Source organism: Microcystis wesenbergii NRERC-220 (genome assembly GCF_032027425.1).
Lineage (GTDB): Bacteria > Cyanobacteriota > Cyanobacteriia > Cyanobacteriales > Microcystaceae > Microcystis > Microcystis wesenbergii_A.
The window spans coordinates 2,411,275-2,425,979 of record NZ_JAVSJA010000001.1 but is presented as its reverse complement, the minus strand read 5'-3'; the positions used below and the strand labels follow the sequence as shown (position 1 = coordinate 2,425,979).

Genomic DNA, 14,705 nt, shown 5'->3' with positions numbered 1-14,705 from the left:
CTGTAAGTCTTGTCAAGAAATGTTACGATTTAAATTTTATGCTTGACTTCATTGAGGGAGTAATACGGCCATCCGTTGAGTATAGGCTACATATCAAGAGAGGCACTCATGTAAGAGGCACTCATGCAAAACGGAGAATAAATAATCAGTCTTTGATAACCGGATTTAGTGTAACTATACCCTCGGCTGGTGACGAACCGAGTTAGGGGGTATGGCGATCGCTCAACGACTCAAACTCTGATTAGCCGTCTAGGTTATACTTCTTGTGTCTAGGTGCAAACCCCTTTGATTGATTTTTGAGAACCTCAGAAATGAAGATGACTACTCTTAACGAATACTCTCTTATTGTGGGAAATGCCCCTAATTTAGTCATTACCGAAGCAACTGCACCGACATCAGGTATTAGGAGACCATAGTGCAGAAACATTTCGTCCTTTATGGGAGTTAGTTAAAACCAGGGGATGTTATTTTTATGTAACAGATGGCTGGTCGGTTTATCCCTGCTTTATTGCTGATGAAGACCATATTATTAGCAAGACATATATGACAAGAGTGGAGGGGTAAAATACTAGATTGAGACAGTACCTAGCTCGACTTCACCGTAAAACTCTCTGCTATTCTAAGTCTATTGAAATGTTAGGGTATTCAATAGGTTTATTAATCCATTATCTTAAGTTTTGGGAAGTTCCTATTCCTGCCTGATTCATACCTTGATTCAGCAACGCCAAAAATGGTATAAGAAGATTTGGTCATGACTTCCAAGATAGAATCGGAGTAGAGGATATCTTATTTTTGTTTTCCCAATTGTTGGGCTTTATAAAAAGTTTCTAAACTGTGACTATCCCCGACAAAACGCCAGTGCCAGGGTTCATAATTAATACCCTGGGGATTATTTTCGGGGAAAGATAACTCAAAACTATACTGAGCAGCGTTATTTTGCAACCAACGAAAAGCGGCAGTATTGGCAAAACTGCTACTTAAATTCGTTGCGGGAGCGCGACCATCGCCAATATCGATCGCATAACCGGTATGATGTTCGCTGTAACCCGGAGGTGCGCTCACTTCTGCTCGTTTGCGGGTTTCCTGATTGCGTTGTTCTTTAACTTCAAAAAAGAGCTTGTCTTGGGTTGCTTTCGATCGAAATGCGGAAATCGGCATTAAAATCACCCCCGACCTTCTCGCGTCACTCTGCATCTGGATAAAAGCTTTGGCTGCTGCCTTCCTTAAACGCATAGCACCATCCGTAGTAATAGGGGCTAATTCCTTCTCCGGGGCCTCTTCATAGAGTAAATGACCTAGAACGTTCACAATGGGGCTAGGAGTGGGTTTAATGGGGGGGGAGGGGTTAATAACCGGTTTTTCTACGGTAGCAGGGGGACGATTCAAGACTGCTAGGGCAATTAGGCCGGTTCCCACCAGAGCAAGTAAACCGCTTGCGATCGCTATTAGACCATTAGGATTAGTAGTTTTTCTGTACTGGTTGTCCCGCAAAGCTTCGGGAATATCATCGATCGGTTTCACGGTTCACTTACCCTCCTGCACGATAATTACATTATTCCCCGGCCACTCCATCTTGACGAGCAGCGTGTTGAACGGCGGCGGCCACAGCCGTAACTACACGACTATCAAAAACCGAGGGAATAATATTCTCTCGATTGAGATTAGCAGGAGTGATCAAAGAAGCGATCGCTTTGGCCGCTTCCAGATACATATTATCGGTGATTGCCCTAGCGCGACAGTCCAAGGCCCCGCGAAATAATCCGGGGAAAGCGAGAACATTATTAATCTGATTGGGATAATCGCTGCGTCCGGTAGCCACCACGGCCACCAAATCATTGATTAATTCCGGTTGAATTTCGGGAATGGGATTAGCCATGGCAAAGACGATCGCATTTTTAGCCATTCCCTTGACCATTTCGGGAGTCAATACTCCCGGTGCGCTCACCCCCAAGAAGACATCAGCGCCTTTCAGCGCATCCCCTAGCTTACCACTGGCGGCCACGGCCCAAGCTTGTTTTTCTGGGGTTAAATCGTCCCGTTTTTGGGAGAGGATGCCATGGGAATCACAGAGGATTATATTTGTAGCTCCTGCGGTTTTAAAGAGAGTAGCGATGGCGATACCCGCCGCACCCGCACCATTAATGACGATTTTGACTGTATCAAGCGATTTTTTGACCAATTTGAGGGCATTAATCAGGGCAGCCAGGGAAACGATCGCTGTACCGTGTTGATCATCGTGGAAAACGGGAATATTTAATTCCGCTCGCAGACGTTTCTCGATTTCAAAACAGCGGGGAGCGCCGATATCCTCTAGGTTAATACCCCCAAAAACCGGAGCGATTCTTTTGACGGTTGCGATGATTTCTTCGGGGTCTTGGGTGGCTAAACAGATGGGAAAAGCGTCAATTCCGGCGAATTCCTTGAATAACATCGCTTTCCCTTCCATTACCGGCAGGGCAGCCTCTGGCCCGAGATTTCCTAATCCTAATACCGCGCTACCATCGGTAACTACAGCGACGGTGTTGCCCTTAATCGTCAATGAGTACACCAGTTCGGGTTGGTGAGCGATAGCGGTGCAGATGCGACCAACTCCGGGGGTGTAGGCCATGGCCAGGTCATCTTGGGAGGTGAGGGGAATACGACTCTCAATGGAGATTTTACCCCGACGATGGAGATCAAAGGTGCGATCGGAAACTTTCAGGAGTTTAACATCCGGTAGAGCTTTAACCGCGGCGATAATCTGTTCCGCTTGGTCGGTACTAGCGGCATCAACCATCACCTCGCGGGTGCTAATCTTTAAATTGCGTTCGATCAGAGAAATTTGCCCTAAATTCCCCCCCACGTCGGCGATCGCATTGAGGACAGAAGCGAAGGTTCCCGCTTGATTGGGGATTTCTATCTTGAGACTTAAACTATAGCTAGGATTGGGCGTTAAATGAACCATGCTGAAGGCTTCCAATACTGATAAATATTGATTATCTTCTATCTGTGAGGGACTTTGGTATCTAATCACGCAGTTTTTTAGCTATTAGGGTCTTTTTGGGCCTAATAAGTAGTCGTGCAAAATTAATTTCCTAGTCGAGACAGGAGACGGTCGTCAGGAGACGGTCGTCGGGAGACGGGAGACAGGAGACGGGAGACGGGAGACAGGAGACGGGATACGGGATACAGCTATTAGGGATCGGATTTGAGTTTTCAGTTCACTGTTTCCTCACATCAGAAGTCTGACGGGGTAGTGGCTTAGATGTGTAATTAATTGTGCTTAGATACTTACCAGTCAGACTGAGTGAGTCAAACTAGATCTCCTGTTGAAAAGGTGTGGGGCGTGGGGAGATGGCAAATTAGGTTAGACTTCATCTTGATGAGAAAGGCTGTAAATATGACTAGAGAATTATATCCGGCGATCGATCCCTATTGTACTGGTTACTTAAAAGTATCGGCTCTCCACACAATTTATTATGAAGAAGTGGGCAATCCCCAGGGTAACCCGGTAGTATTTCTCCATGGCGGGCCCGGAGGTGGTATTGAGGGGATTTATCGTCAGTATTTCGATCCACAGAAATGGAGAATTGTCCTTTTTGATCAACGGGGTTGCGGGAAAAGTACCCCCCACGCTGAGTTAAGAGAAAATAACACTTGGCTGTTAGTGGCAGATATCGAAAAACTACGAGAATTATTAAAAATCGAGCGCTGGGTAGTTTTTGGCGGTAGTTGGGGAAGTACCCTATCTTTAGCCTACAGTCAAACCCATCCCGAACGCTGTTTAGGCTTAATTTTGCGCGGGATTTTTCTACTGCGAGAAAAAGAATTAAAATGGTTTTATCAAGAGGGAACCAGTTATATTTTTCCCGATATTTGGCAGAATTATTTAGCACCTATTCCCCCAGAAGAAAGGGGTGATTTGCTGGCCGCTTATTATCGGCACCTGACTAGCGATAACCCCCAAATCCGTCTAGAAGCTGCCAAAGCTTGGTCAATTTGGGAGGGAAGTACCAGCAAATTAATTCCCGCGGACAATTTAATCGAGAGATTCGGTCAGGATAATTTTGCCGAAGCTTTTGCACGCATTGAATGCCATTATTTTGTCAATAAGGGTTTTTTAGAGACGGATAACCAACTCATCGAAAATGTTGATAAAATTCGCCATATTCCCGCGGTTATCGTGCAAGGACGTTATGACATTGTTTGTCCGATGATTTCTGCTTGGGAATTACATCAAGCTTGGCCGGAAGCGGAATTTATCATTGTTCCCGATGCGGGACATTCGATGACAGAAGTGGGAATTCGTAGTGCTTTAATTGAGGCTACCGATAAATTTGTTAACTTATAAATCACCTAATCATCGTGATGATTTTGCCAAATTTGTTCATAGGCTTTTTCCATATCTATCGTAAATTTTTTGGCATTCCAGAGGGGAGATGTATGACGTGATTGACGTAATTGATAACGGACTTCTTCCCTCAAATTTTTATCTAATCCTAACTTAATTCCCCACTGCACATATTCTTCATCACTCCAAGCTATACCCTGACTAATGCCGGCATTTTTCATAAAAGTATAGCTATTGCGGGCCGCGAATTGTTCACCAACCCTAGTGACTAAAGGAATCCCCATCCAGAGGGTTTCTAGGGTTGTGGTAGCACCATTATAGGGATAGGTATCGAGAACTATATCAGCAATTCCTAGATTAGCGCGATGGGTTTCCTCATGCAAATCATTGGGCAAAAATCTTAATCTATCTTGACTAATTCCCAATTCGTCGGCACTTTTGAGAAATAATTCTCGAATGGTTTCTTTGTCGGCAAAACCTTTGATTAAAAGATAGCCATTAGGAACCTGTTGGAGAATCTGCAATTGCCGATAAATCATGTTTAAGGTGCGTTTTAATCCCGATTGCACGGTCAGATAAATAATAGCATCATCGGGAATATTTAAATCAGTTCTTCTCCTGGTGGGAACACCCACTTCAAAACCATCCACGGATAAATAAGAGTTAGGAAGTCGGATGATTTTTTCTGAATAAATTTCTTGAGCATTTTCGGGTAAAACGTAGTTATCGGCGATAAAATAATCAATAGCAGGGATTCCCGACGCATCTAATCCTAACCAAGTTACCTGTATCGGTGCGGGTTTTAAAGCCATTACTAGATAAGTTGTATTATTGGTTAAGCTATCAATATCCACTAAAATATCTAAGTTATCTTGACGAATTTGGGCAGTTATTTGTTCAATTTTTGCTGGCAAGTTATAGCTATAATCTGAGTTATTTTTAAACCATTTTTGAGTAATTTCGTCTGCTGCTTGGTTGACAAAATAGGTGTAAATTTCAAATTTATCTCGATTATGATAGTGAAATAACCAGCGACTTAACCAACCCACAGAATGGCGACGGAGAGTATAGGCAATATAACCAATTTTTATTTTTCTTGCTGGAGATTTTAGAGAAGAAACAGGAGCAATATAGTTATAGCGGGTTCTTACATCTGCTTGAAAAATTTCTGCTAGTTTACTTTGTAAATAGCGATTAATTTTCGGATTATCTTGATAGTAGGGAAGGCAGCTAGTAACTCCTAAAATAGAGTCGATAATAAAGGGACGTGCATTAAATTGTTCGGCATTAATTTGTCGCTCGATTAGTTGTGTTAATTCATCGATAAATTTAGGTAAATTTCCCCAGTCTCCCTTAGCTTGTAAAATACCAATCACTAGAGAAATTCCGAACAGTTTTTCAGTAGTTGTCTGGCAATTTTTATAAAAATTATCGGCAGTTTCTAGAGCTTTTTTATAGTCAACAGTGGTGGTTTTATAAAGATTAAACAAACTATTTTGTAAGTATAAATCCTCTGGGAGAAAGCGCAAACAAAGTTCTACTAAATTAATGGCAAATACACTTTGCTTTTGTTGATAACCATAATTGACAATTGCTGATATAACTTTGGCTGCAATTATTTCTGGATTATTGATATGTAAGGCTGCTAATTCTAAAAAGTGGATGGTATCAGTACAGGGGTAGATTAAAACTTTTTCTGTCACTCCCAGCAGTAAATCAAGATTAATTGCTGCTGTAGCTGTATTCTCTAACAGTTCAAATACACACCAATCATGGCACTTTTCCATCGCAAAAATTTGGAATTGTATTTCTAATTCCATCAGATGCAGGAGATTATTTAAAAAACTAGGATTAAGATTTTGTAGCTGCAATCGAATTAGATAACTTGTCTCTAGTCTTTGGGAATTTTCTTGTCTGGTTGCCTCTGCATCTAAGATTTGAGTTAAAGTTTCTATCCACCCCGATAATTCTGATTCGGCTGCTTGACTCAACACCAGTAACCAAGTAGCTTGTGCGTCTTCTTCTCTATCTTGTAAAAGATAGGCTAATCCTATGGCATAGAACGAGTTAGTTAGGACAGATGCCTGAAGGCTTTACTCACAGCATCCACAAGGTTTTCACTATCATTGATAATCTGACTAACATAGTTTTTCAATCTAGCCCAGAACTTTTCAATTTTGTTGATATCTGGAGAATAGGCGGGTAAAAATAGCACTTCACATCCCGCTTTATAGCAAAGAGCGGGATAGTTAGGACATAATAGAGAAAAAGAAATGAGGAGAAGCTTTCATGGCAGCACCCTATAGTGATGATTTAAGACAGAAAGCAGTGAGTGCCGTAGAGCGAGGGGAGAAAAAAAGCCATGTCTGTCGCACCCTCAATATTAGTCGTAATACATTAGACATCTGGCTGAAACGGAAGAAACAAACTGGGACGGTGGCCGCTAAAACTAACTATCGTCGAGGGCCGAAGCCCCAAATTGACGATTTAGAAGCCTTTCAAAAGTTGGCCGAACAATATGGGCATTTGACCCAAGAAAAAATGGCGCAAAAATGGGCTAACCCAGTCAGTAGGATGAGAATTGGTCAAGCCCTCAAAAGAATTGGATTTACTAGAAAAAAAGGCGTTGCTGATTTGAGATATGAATTTTCTTTTGTGGGATTTTTAAAACCTAGACCCAAACTAACTTTTGGATGGGTGCAAGATTGTCATTCATACCTTGATTCAGCAACGCCGAAAAAAAAAACTTAGGCTCTTCGGTAATTGTTATGCAAATAATTAACTTCAAATAAAATTCGATGATAGTGCCTACGCTCAAAAATAGCTGAAATTTATACAGGGAGAGATTTTAGACACAAACAGGGGGAGCATCCCAATTTTGCCATAAGTATAAATGCTTAGAGACTAAAAACGTTAGCTAAGGCAAAATAAAGAGAAACAATTAAACGGTAGAATCATGAATACAGACCAAAAAGAACAACTAGATCAACATTTAAAAGCCATTGCTCAAATTCTAGTCGATAATACCCCAGAAGAACAACTACGTAGCTTTGAGGGCATTGAAACCGCCCTGCGAGACCATTGGCTGACTACATTGGGTCCTGCCATAGGCAATTTTTTTTTGAATCAGCAACAGGAACCCAAGCAGGGCGAACCAAAAGCGTAAGCAGTATCATAGGGAAAGTCAAGATAAGCGAGAAACAAGCCGATAAACTAGGATTAAGCAAGAATAATCGATTAAGTCCCATGCTGGAGAAATGTTGCTTAGGAGCAGTGGCTAAAGTCTCTTTTGAAGATGCGGAAAAAGATCTCAAAATGGCGACAGGAATGGCAGTTTCAGGCAGTAGTCAACAGAGGCTTGTACAAAGATATAAATTTGAGGAAGCAGAAGCAAAGAGTCCGGTAGAAGCATTGAGTGTAGAGGTCGGAAAAGTCAGAATCAGAACGCCCAAAGGACAACCGAGTCAAGGTCGAGATTACAAAGCAGTAAGTCTGCATGGTCAAGAATGTGCGGGATTTTTTCAGCAAAATGAAGAATTACTGGAATGGGTGAACCGTCAGCCCTTAACAGAGGTAGTCACCTGTTTAGGAGATGGTCATGATGGGGTGTGGAATCTGATGGAGAAAATCGGTGTTAAAAGGAGAGAAATATTGGATTGGTATCATTTAGTAGAGAATATGAATAAAATAGGCGGGTCAAACAAGCGTCTGAATAGAATCAAAGAGAATTTATGGAAAGGAGAGGTGAAAAGAGTTTTAGAGGAATTAGAGGGATGCAAAAAGAAACAGGCTATAAATTTCACCAAATATGTCGATAAACATCGAGAAAGAATACCCAATTACGAACTCTATCAATCCCAAGGGATTTGCATCGGTTCTGGAAGTGTAGAGTCAAAGATTAAGCAAATAGGTGCAAGAATGAAAATTGTGGGAGCACAATGGAAAGCAGAGAATGTTCCTCAGTATTTGAAGCTACGTTGTGCTTATCTCAACGGCGATATTGCCTGAGTATTTTTACTCATTGCAAAACTGGGATGCTCCCCAAACAGGTTAATACCAAAAGATAGACAATCGAGTTAAGATTTGATATAATAGCCAAAAACCAGAGTATTTGGCTCTTCGGTAATTGTTATGCAAATAATTAACTTCAAATAAAATTCGATGATAGTGCCTACGCTCAAAAATAGCTGAAATTTATACAGGGAGAGATTTTAGACACAAACAGGTTAATACCAAAAGATAGACAATCGAGTTAAGATTTGATATAATAGCCAAAAACCAGAGTATTTTACTTATGATACTTGACAAATTTTTGAACCTAGAAGGAACCTCTATTCAAGGCTATCGACACCTAGAAAATGTCGGTATAGTTTGACCAGTCGAATCGAAAAAGAAAAAAGCAATCTGTCCTCGTTGTGGGTTAGAGAGCGATAAACTACACCAAAATCATCGATATTTAGTCAAAGATTTACCAATCTCAGGACAACCAGTGTACCTACAAGTTAATCGTCGTCAATTTAAGTGCGATAATTGTCGAAACCCCTTGAGCGAAGAGTTAGATTTTGTCGCCAGTAAACGAACCTATACGAAAAGACTAGCCGAAAATATACTCGAACAATTAAAATCAGGAGATATTTTAAATGTTAGTCGAAGAAATGACGTAACGGAAGAAGAGATTCAAAGAATGCTAGAGGACATTGCTGAAGAAATTACCGAGCCAGACCTATCGGAATTAAAAAGACTAGGAATTGATGAAATCGCTCTAGTCAAAGGACAAAAAAATTACTGTGCGGTTTTAGTAAATTTAGATACGGGAAAACTAATAGCTATTCTAGAGAAGCGAACACAAGAGGAGTTGAGAAAAACGCTTACAGGCTGGGGAAAAGAGGTGTTAGAGCCAATTGAAGAAGTGAGCATAGACCTTTGGTTGCCCTATAAAAATTTGGTGAAAGAATTGATGTCATCGGTTGAATTAGTCGCCGATAGATTCCATGTAATGAAACAAATTAATCAAGAGTTAGACGAACAGAGAAGAGCGGAAAAAAGAGCCGTAGAAGCGCGGAAAAATAAAAAACAGAAAGCGGAAAAAGAAGCGAAGCTAGAAGTTTTAAAGCGAAGTAAATATAGCCTGTTAAAAAATGAAGAAGATTTAACGGAACCCCAAAAAATCAAACTAGAAGCTATCAAAAAAACTTGGCTAAATTTGAAAGAGATGCACGAATTAAAGGAAGAATTCAGAAGGATTTACGAAACCTCAAAGAATCCGACAGAGGGAATGCTATCCATCTCGGAATGGTTGGCAAAATCCTCCAGTGTTTTTACCAAGAGTTGTCAAACAATCCGAAACTGGTTTGGAGAAATCATTAGTTATTTCGAGCGAAGGACAACGAATGGATTAGTCGAGGGAATCAACAATAAACTTAAACTAATAAAACGAAGAGGCTATGGCTTTAGAAACTTTCGGAATTTTTGGGTTAGAAGTATGTTATCTTGGCATCTTGTCTGTTGATTTAGCATAAAGAGTAACGAAGAGCCAATTAATTTTGCTTAGGTACTTATCTATTCCAGCTTCATCAATATAGACAAATCTTTCCGGGGCATAACCTCTGATTTTTTGGAGAAACTCTTTTCGGGCTTCTTCATCTCTTTCTCTGTAGCCATAAGTTTTTTTTTTCTAGTAAATCCCTCAAGGGGTGACAGAAAGGTTAAAGAGCTTGCTTGATAAGGCTCATAGCCGTTAACCCTTTGGAGAAATAAGGGTTTTTCTGGGGTTTGAGGCGTATCAAAGAAAGGGCAAGTTCCGAAAAAATATCCATCGACTCAACCCAAAAAGTACCATAAGTCCCTATCCAAAAATCACTATGTCTTTCAGCAGAACGATTAGATTCTTTGAGGCGACAAATATAAACACGGTGGGGGAAAATATTGAGTTGTTGACCCCGTATTGTATTTAAAGAATAGGCGATAGCAATTAATAAAACAAGAGCTAAAAAACGCGGTTCGCTAACTTTAGTTTTCTCGATATTATAACCTCCCGTTTTACAATCTTTGAACATTGCTTCAATGCCAAAACGAGATTCATATAAATTTAAAGTCTCATCCAAAGAGTCAAGATTAGTAAGAAGATACCAAGGAGCTTCGGCTTGTTTACTACGGTAGCGTCTTTTCCAGCGAGTGGCCAAATTAAAAGGGCCAAGTTTATGAGCAGATGTATGATAAATATCCGAAAAAAAATGCTGAGTCCCCGGTTGAATATCTAGAGCTTTTAGAGGTTGATAGTTTTCTTCACCTGATAATAGCAAAGATGTTCCCTTCTTTTGTCTCAGAATAAAGGCTATCCCCTTTTCGTCTAGCCACTTTCCTAGTTGAACACTGTGAAATTCTCGGTCGCCTATCACGACAACTGGGTAGGATTTCAAAAATTTTAATACCGGCTTGAGAAAGTTTTTTTGGTTCCCTAAATTACTGCTTCCTTGTTTATCTAACAATATCCAGTACACAGGTAACGCCCTTTTTCCACAAATAACACTAGCTACAAACAAATTTCTTCCTTTCCAATCTGTTCGGTCAATTACCAATAATAGATGTCCCAGATGCTTAAGTTTTTTCAGTTTTCTTCTTTGATGTCGATTTTTATTTTTTTCGCTAAACTCTTGCTTAATAATGTGTTTAATTAGCGGAAACCATAACAATTTTACACTTAATTGCGGTAACTTGAGAAACCTTTGTAAATTTCTTCTTCTGCTTTCAAAGGTAATTGGTTGGGGAAATAAGGCGGCCAATCTCTCCAATTGTACTGTTCTATGGCTTTGTAGGAGCAGTATAAGAATTTGTAGAGTCAGATATTGTGCTTGTGTCAAGCTAGCTTGTAAACAGGCCTGATAGAATGATGGTAACATATTGAAATTTTGGGTGGTTGTCTCAACCACTCTATTTCTTTTGGGTTCATTTGGCTAGAGTCTTTATCTTGATTACCTTTGAACCCCTTTGTCACCCCTTGAGAGTAAATCCAATTCTTTTGAGCGCTTGACCAATTCTCATCCTACTGACTGGGTTAGCCCATTTTTGCGCCATTTTTTCTTGGGTCAAATGCCCATATTGTTCGGCCAACTTTTGAAAGGCTTCTAAATCGTCAATTTGGGGCTTCGGCCCTCGACGATAGTTAGTTTTAGCGGCCACCGTCCCAGTTTGTTTCTTCCGTTTCAGCCATAGGTCTAATGTATTACGACTAATATTGAGGGTGCGACAGACATGGCTTTTTTTCTCCCCTCGCTCTACGGCACTCACTGCTTTCTGTCTTAAATCATCACTATAGGGTGCTGCCATGAAAGCTTCTCCTCATTTCTTTTTCTCTATTATGTCCTAACTATCCCGCTCTTTGCTATAGCAGCAGGGGAATGGAAAGAAGCAGATTATGAAACAAATAGGGCGATGCTTCAAGCTGCTAAGAGGGAAGGGAACGGGTCTTTCTACCCAGGAGAGATTAAGAACTTTTCTTGTGAAGATTTACGCATGATTAACCAGCTTTGGTTGTCAGCTAGTAAAGGTAAATTCGGCATCAGCGTTCAGAAAGAAATCTATGAGAGTCTCGGTGGCACGAGAGAGTATAATCAGGGAGTATGGAACAAGTTCGGCGATCGCGTCGGCTGGAGAAAAGGAGGGAGTTGGTTGTGGTATGATGAACTAACCTATAGTGATCAAGCCCCCAAGGGGCACCTGCCGGGGAGAATTAGATTTTTTCTTTTTGCGTTTATTGGAGGTTATGAGCCTATATATTCCTCCTTTCGTGCAAAAGCTTGTAACCTGTAGAATATAACGATCTCAGGTCTTTTATCAAGTCTAATTTTAGGGGTTTTGCTCCCGTGAACATCAGCTTTTCACAGAACTCAATTTTTATCTTAAAATTGATACAATCAACCATAAAGAGATAATGACAATGATAAACCTAGAAACGATTCAAGAAGATATTGCGTCTCTTCCCCTCGACGCACAACAGACTATTCTTGAACTTGTAGATATTCTCAAAAAACGATATTCTCCCAACCCACAGGAAATGAAAGAGCAGCGAACAGAAGATTGGTCTGACTTTATCGGTTGTATAGAGGCTGAACCAGACCTTTCGCAAAACTATAAAACCTATAGCAATTCTCTGACTTATGAGGTACAGTAGCAACAGTGAGTAAACCAATTGCGAATATCTTTTTGAGTAACTTCTAACATAGCCAATTCAATCCCTTCTATTAAGTCTTTGTAAGTTCTCGCCTTCAGTTTTCTTAACGTCGCTTTCACTTTTGACCAAAAGTTTTCAATAGGAGAGAATTCGGGAGAATAAGGAGGTAAATAGATGAGTCTAGCTTTTTCTTGTTCGATTATTTCTCTGACCATAATTTATTACAACCTGGTGCGTTGTTACTGAAACTTGCTACTTACTACAAAAACGAGTGGGAATAGATGTCCCAAAAACCCTTATTCATAAAATCTCCACAGGAGAACTACAGGTATTCAACCTCAAAACTAAGCACTGCCAACGCATTGAAGAACTGATGCAAAAATATAGAGATTTGCCAATGGATTTAGCCGACGCATCTTTGGTTATTTTAGCAGAAGAATTAGGTTCAGGTCAAATTCTTTCCGTTGATTATCGAGATTTTAATACCTATCGTTGGAAAAATACGGAGCCATTTCAAAATCTTTTTCAAGAACAAATGTAATCCGGAACAGGCTTCTAGTTCCTGTGTTTGATATTCAGGCAGAATGAATGATATAATTGGTGCGTGGGGTGTGGCTCTCTCGTGCAAAAGCTTGTAACCTGTAGGATATAACGATCTCAGGTCTTTTGTCAAGTCTAATTTTAGGGATTTTGCTCCCGTAAACATCAGCTTTTCACAGAACTCAATTTTTATCTTAAAATTGATACAATCAACCATAAAGAGATAATGACAATGATAAACCTAGAAACGATTCAAGAAGATATTGCGTCTCTTCCCCTCGACGCACAACAGACTATTCTTGAACTTGTAGATATTCTCAAAAAACGATATTCTCTCAAGCAACAGGAAATGAAAGAGCAGGGAACAGAAGATTGGTCTGACTTTATCGGTTGTATAGAGGCTGAACCAGACCTTTCTTTTGAATTATGAATTATGAATTATCAAAAAGAATAGAAGAAACAAATAGATATGCGGGAACGTTGTTTTGAGTATGCACTGCGAGCAATTAAACTTTATCAATAAACAATAATTTGAGAAAATGAACCAAAAAACTTACCAACTAACCTTAAACTTTGACCAGATTTTAGATTTGGTTAAACAACTCCCAGAAAGTGACAAAATAAAACTCAGTAAAGAACTCGAAAAAGAAACTTTAAATCAAAAATTAACCCAGCTTTTAGAAACCTTTAAAACTGATGAGCTTTCCCTAGAGACAATTACCGAAGAAGTGGAGGAAGTTAGGGCTGAAATTTATGGACAACAAGCCACCGATTAAAGTTATTATTGATACTAACCTTTGGATTAGCTTTCTTATTGGTAAACAGTTAGCTGGTTTAAAATATCTACTGATTGAAAAAACTCTTGTGCCGATTTTTTCTCCACAGCTACTTAATGAGATTAACCTTGTTACCAAAAGACCAAAATTACAAAAGCATTTTTCCCAAAGTAAAGTTCAAGAATTACTTGAACTTTTAAGCATAATTGGGTTATGTAAGTACCTAAGCAAAATTAATTACACATATCTAAACACCTCTTGCCTCTTGCCTCTTGCCTCTTGCCTATCTTCACTAGGAAATTAATTTTGCACGACTACTTATTGAGACTAAATCAAAAATTAATATCTGTAGAGATGCTAAAGATAACTACCTTTTAGCCTTAGCCAAAGATAGTCAAGCTGACTTTTTAATTACAGGCGATCAAGATTTATTAATTTTGCAACAATTTGGAATAACTAAAATTGTTACTTATCAACAATTTTTAGTAATCTGTAGATTGGGTTGAGGAACGAAACCCAACTCAATTATTTAAAAGTGTTGGGTTTCACTATCGTTCAACCCAACCTACGATAATACTTTATTGATGATCGCTGTCAATTTAATTGATGCCCGTAATATGTTGTAAAATCGTATCTAATTTTTGGTTAATCTCATCACGAAACTCTTCAAAATTCGATTGAAGCCGATCAACTTTATCTTCAAGATGATCAATTTCGTCATAGATCCGATCAAAACTCCGGTTTAGCTCTCTTCCTGTCACTTGGGTATCTTCCAGACGCTCCAGGCGCCGATTAAGACTCCTCAATTGACGCTCCACTTCATAATTTTTATCGTTCGGTTCCTGAGCTTGTGCCATAGGGAAAATCGTTGAATGAGAATGTCTTAACT

Annotated in this window: 16 protein-coding genes and 5 pseudogenes; 12 read left to right on the top strand and 9 right to left on the bottom strand. The window is 39.8% G+C overall.

Annotated elements, in window-relative coordinates; translation table 11 throughout:
• Positions 1 to 399: 399 nt before the first annotated feature.
• Positions 400 to 702: pseudogene (locus RAM70_RS11995) on the top strand (IS1 family transposase); the annotation flags it as partial.
• A gap of 84 nt (positions 703 to 786) precedes the next feature.
• Here the strand turns inward: RAM70_RS11995 and RAM70_RS11990 are convergent.
• Complete coding sequence (locus tag RAM70_RS11990) at positions 787 to 1,521, bottom strand: M15 family metallopeptidase (protein ID WP_312673883.1); 735 nt, start codon at positions 1,519 to 1,521, stop codon at positions 787 to 789.
• A 31-nt stretch (positions 1,522 to 1,552) separates the two neighbouring features.
• On the bottom strand, positions 1,553 to 2,944 hold the full coding sequence (locus tag RAM70_RS11985; RefSeq protein WP_312673881.1) for an NAD-dependent malic enzyme: 1,392 nt from the start codon (positions 2,942 to 2,944) through the stop codon (positions 1,553 to 1,555).
• A 435-nt stretch (positions 2,945 to 3,379) separates the two neighbouring features.
• Between RAM70_RS11985 and pip the strand changes: the two genes are divergently transcribed.
• The gene (pip, locus tag RAM70_RS11980; RefSeq protein ID WP_190381239.1) at positions 3,380 to 4,330 is read left to right on the top strand and encodes a prolyl aminopeptidase; all 951 of its coding nucleotides are present in this window, start codon (positions 3,380 to 3,382) and stop codon (positions 4,328 to 4,330) included.
• A 5-nt stretch (positions 4,331 to 4,335) separates the two neighbouring features.
• On the opposite strand, the gene RAM70_RS11975 is transcribed toward pip, so the two are convergent.
• Entirely contained in the window at positions 4,336 to 6,384 is a 2,049-nt protein-coding gene (locus RAM70_RS11975; RefSeq protein WP_312675904.1) for an O-linked N-acetylglucosamine transferase, SPINDLY family protein, read from the bottom strand.
• Positions 6,385 to 6,401: 17 nt separating this feature from the next.
• Positions 6,402 to 6,605 (bottom strand): transposase, encoded by a 204-nt coding sequence (locus RAM70_RS11970; protein WP_312675902.1) that lies wholly within the window; start codon positions 6,603 to 6,605, stop codon positions 6,402 to 6,404.
• A 14-nt stretch (positions 6,606 to 6,619) separates the two neighbouring features.
• On the opposite strand from RAM70_RS11970, the gene RAM70_RS11965 reads away from it, so the two are divergent.
• From RAM70_RS11965 to RAM70_RS11955, 3 genes and pseudogenes are all read left to right on the top strand, one after another.
• Positions 6,620 to 7,081 (top strand): helix-turn-helix domain-containing protein, encoded by a 462-nt coding sequence (locus RAM70_RS11965; protein ID WP_312673878.1) that lies wholly within the window; start codon positions 6,620 to 6,622, stop codon positions 7,079 to 7,081.
• Between the two features lie 205 nt (positions 7,082 to 7,286).
• Positions 7,287 to 8,338, top strand: a protein-coding gene (locus tag RAM70_RS11960) for an ISKra4-like element ISMae18 family transposase (RefSeq protein ID WP_288087067.1) whose coding sequence is annotated in 2 segments (ribosomal slippage) — positions 7,287 to 7,443 and positions 7,443 to 8,338 — 1,053 coding nt in all. Because the reading frame shifts where the segments join, the coding sequence is not laid out codon by codon here.
• 286 nt (positions 8,339 to 8,624) lie between these two features.
• Positions 8,625 to 9,839: pseudogene (locus RAM70_RS11955) on the top strand (ISL3 family transposase).
• A 48-nt stretch (positions 9,840 to 9,887) separates the two neighbouring features.
• Here the strand turns inward: RAM70_RS11955 and RAM70_RS11950 are convergent.
• The 3 genes and pseudogenes from RAM70_RS11950 to RAM70_RS11940 all read right to left on the bottom strand — a co-directional run.
• Positions 9,888 to 10,004 (bottom strand): annotated as a pseudogene (locus tag RAM70_RS11950) (IS630 family transposase); the annotation flags it as partial.
• Between the two features lie 31 nt (positions 10,005 to 10,035).
• Positions 10,036 to 11,229 carry an IS4 family transposase gene (locus tag RAM70_RS11945; protein ID WP_312673844.1) on the bottom strand — a complete coding sequence of 398 codons (1,194 nt, stop codon included), beginning with the start codon at positions 11,227 to 11,229 and terminating at the stop codon, positions 10,036 to 10,038.
• A gap of 91 nt (positions 11,230 to 11,320) precedes the next feature.
• Positions 11,321 to 11,656: an IS630 transposase-related protein gene (locus RAM70_RS11940; protein WP_312673876.1), complete on the bottom strand. Its 336-nt coding sequence runs from the start codon at positions 11,654 to 11,656 to the stop codon at positions 11,321 to 11,323.
• Between RAM70_RS11940 and RAM70_RS11935 the strand changes: the two genes are divergently transcribed.
• Positions 11,633 to 12,139 (top strand): GUN4 domain-containing protein, encoded by a 507-nt coding sequence (locus RAM70_RS11935; RefSeq protein WP_376750916.1) that lies wholly within the window; start codon positions 11,633 to 11,635, stop codon positions 12,137 to 12,139. The genes RAM70_RS11940 and RAM70_RS11935 overlap by 24 nt on opposite strands.
• Before the next feature lie 127 nt (positions 12,140 to 12,266).
• Positions 12,267 to 12,500 (top strand): hypothetical protein, encoded by a 234-nt coding sequence (locus RAM70_RS11930; protein WP_312675900.1) that lies wholly within the window; start codon positions 12,267 to 12,269, stop codon positions 12,498 to 12,500.
• On the opposite strand, the pseudogene RAM70_RS11925 reads toward RAM70_RS11930, so the two are convergent.
• A pseudogene (locus tag RAM70_RS11925) lies at positions 12,485 to 12,715 on the bottom strand (transposase); the annotation flags it as partial. The gene RAM70_RS11930 and the pseudogene RAM70_RS11925 sit on opposite strands and share 16 nt — an antisense overlap.
• A 2-nt stretch (positions 12,716 to 12,717) precedes the next feature.
• Between RAM70_RS11925 and RAM70_RS11920 the strand changes: the two are divergent.
• The 5 genes and pseudogenes from RAM70_RS11920 to RAM70_RS11900 all read left to right on the top strand — a co-directional run.
• Positions 12,718 to 13,041 (top strand): annotated as a pseudogene (locus RAM70_RS11920) (type II toxin-antitoxin system VapC family toxin); the annotation flags it as partial.
• A gap of 231 nt (positions 13,042 to 13,272) precedes the next feature.
• Entirely contained in the window at positions 13,273 to 13,470 is a 198-nt protein-coding gene (locus RAM70_RS11915; protein ID WP_376750915.1) for a hypothetical protein, read from the top strand.
• 109 nt (positions 13,471 to 13,579) lie between these two features.
• Positions 13,580 to 13,816 carry a type II toxin-antitoxin system VapB15 family antitoxin gene (gene vap15, locus RAM70_RS11910; protein ID WP_002762933.1) on the top strand — a complete coding sequence of 79 codons (237 nt, stop codon included), beginning with the start codon at positions 13,580 to 13,582 and terminating at the stop codon, positions 13,814 to 13,816.
• Complete coding sequence (locus RAM70_RS11905; protein WP_080754247.1) at positions 13,794 to 14,120, top strand: putative toxin-antitoxin system toxin component, PIN family; 327 nt, start codon at positions 13,794 to 13,796, stop codon at positions 14,118 to 14,120. The genes vap15 and RAM70_RS11905 overlap by 23 nt, the downstream gene beginning before the upstream one ends.
• Complete coding sequence (locus tag RAM70_RS11900; RefSeq protein WP_312675898.1) at positions 14,116 to 14,322, top strand: putative toxin-antitoxin system toxin component, PIN family; 207 nt, start codon at positions 14,116 to 14,118, stop codon at positions 14,320 to 14,322. The genes RAM70_RS11905 and RAM70_RS11900 overlap by 5 nt, the downstream gene beginning before the upstream one ends.
• A gap of 93 nt (positions 14,323 to 14,415) precedes the next feature.
• Here RAM70_RS11900 and RAM70_RS11895 read toward each other — a convergent pair whose 3' ends face one another.
• Positions 14,416 to 14,673, bottom strand: coding sequence for a hypothetical protein (locus RAM70_RS11895; RefSeq protein WP_045358291.1), 258 nt, complete (start codon positions 14,671 to 14,673; stop codon positions 14,416 to 14,418).
• Positions 14,674 to 14,705: the final 32 nt, after the last annotated feature.

Excerpts from the sequence above, each read along its gene's own strand:
- pip (WP_190381239.1), top strand. The coding sequence starts at position 3,380 with ATGACTAGAGAATTATATCCGGCGATCGATCCCTATTGTACTGGTTAC.
- RAM70_RS11915 (WP_376750915.1), top strand. The coding sequence starts at position 13,273 with ATGATAAACCTAGAAACGATTCAAGAAGATATTGCGTCTCTTCCCCTC.
- vap15 (WP_002762933.1), top strand. The coding sequence starts at position 13,580 with ATGAACCAAAAAACTTACCAACTAACCTTAAACTTTGACCAGATTTTA.
- RAM70_RS11940 (WP_312673876.1), bottom strand. The coding sequence starts at position 11,656 with ATGGCAGCACCCTATAGTGATGATTTAAGACAGAAAGCAGTGAGTGCC.
- RAM70_RS11905 (WP_080754247.1), top strand. The coding sequence starts at position 13,794 with ATGGACAACAAGCCACCGATTAAAGTTATTATTGATACTAACCTTTGG.
- RAM70_RS11945 (WP_312673844.1), bottom strand. The coding sequence starts at position 11,229 with ATGTTACCATCATTCTATCAGGCCTGTTTACAAGCTAGCTTGACACAA.
- RAM70_RS11930 (WP_312675900.1), top strand. The coding sequence starts at position 12,267 with ATGATAAACCTAGAAACGATTCAAGAAGATATTGCGTCTCTTCCCCTC.
- RAM70_RS11985 (WP_312673881.1), bottom strand. The coding sequence starts at position 2,944 with ATGGTTCATTTAACGCCCAATCCTAGCTATAGTTTAAGTCTCAAGATA.
- RAM70_RS11965 (WP_312673878.1), top strand. The coding sequence starts at position 6,620 with ATGGCAGCACCCTATAGTGATGATTTAAGACAGAAAGCAGTGAGTGCC.
- RAM70_RS11895 (WP_045358291.1), bottom strand. The coding sequence starts at position 14,673 with ATGGCACAAGCTCAGGAACCGAACGATAAAAATTATGAAGTGGAGCGT.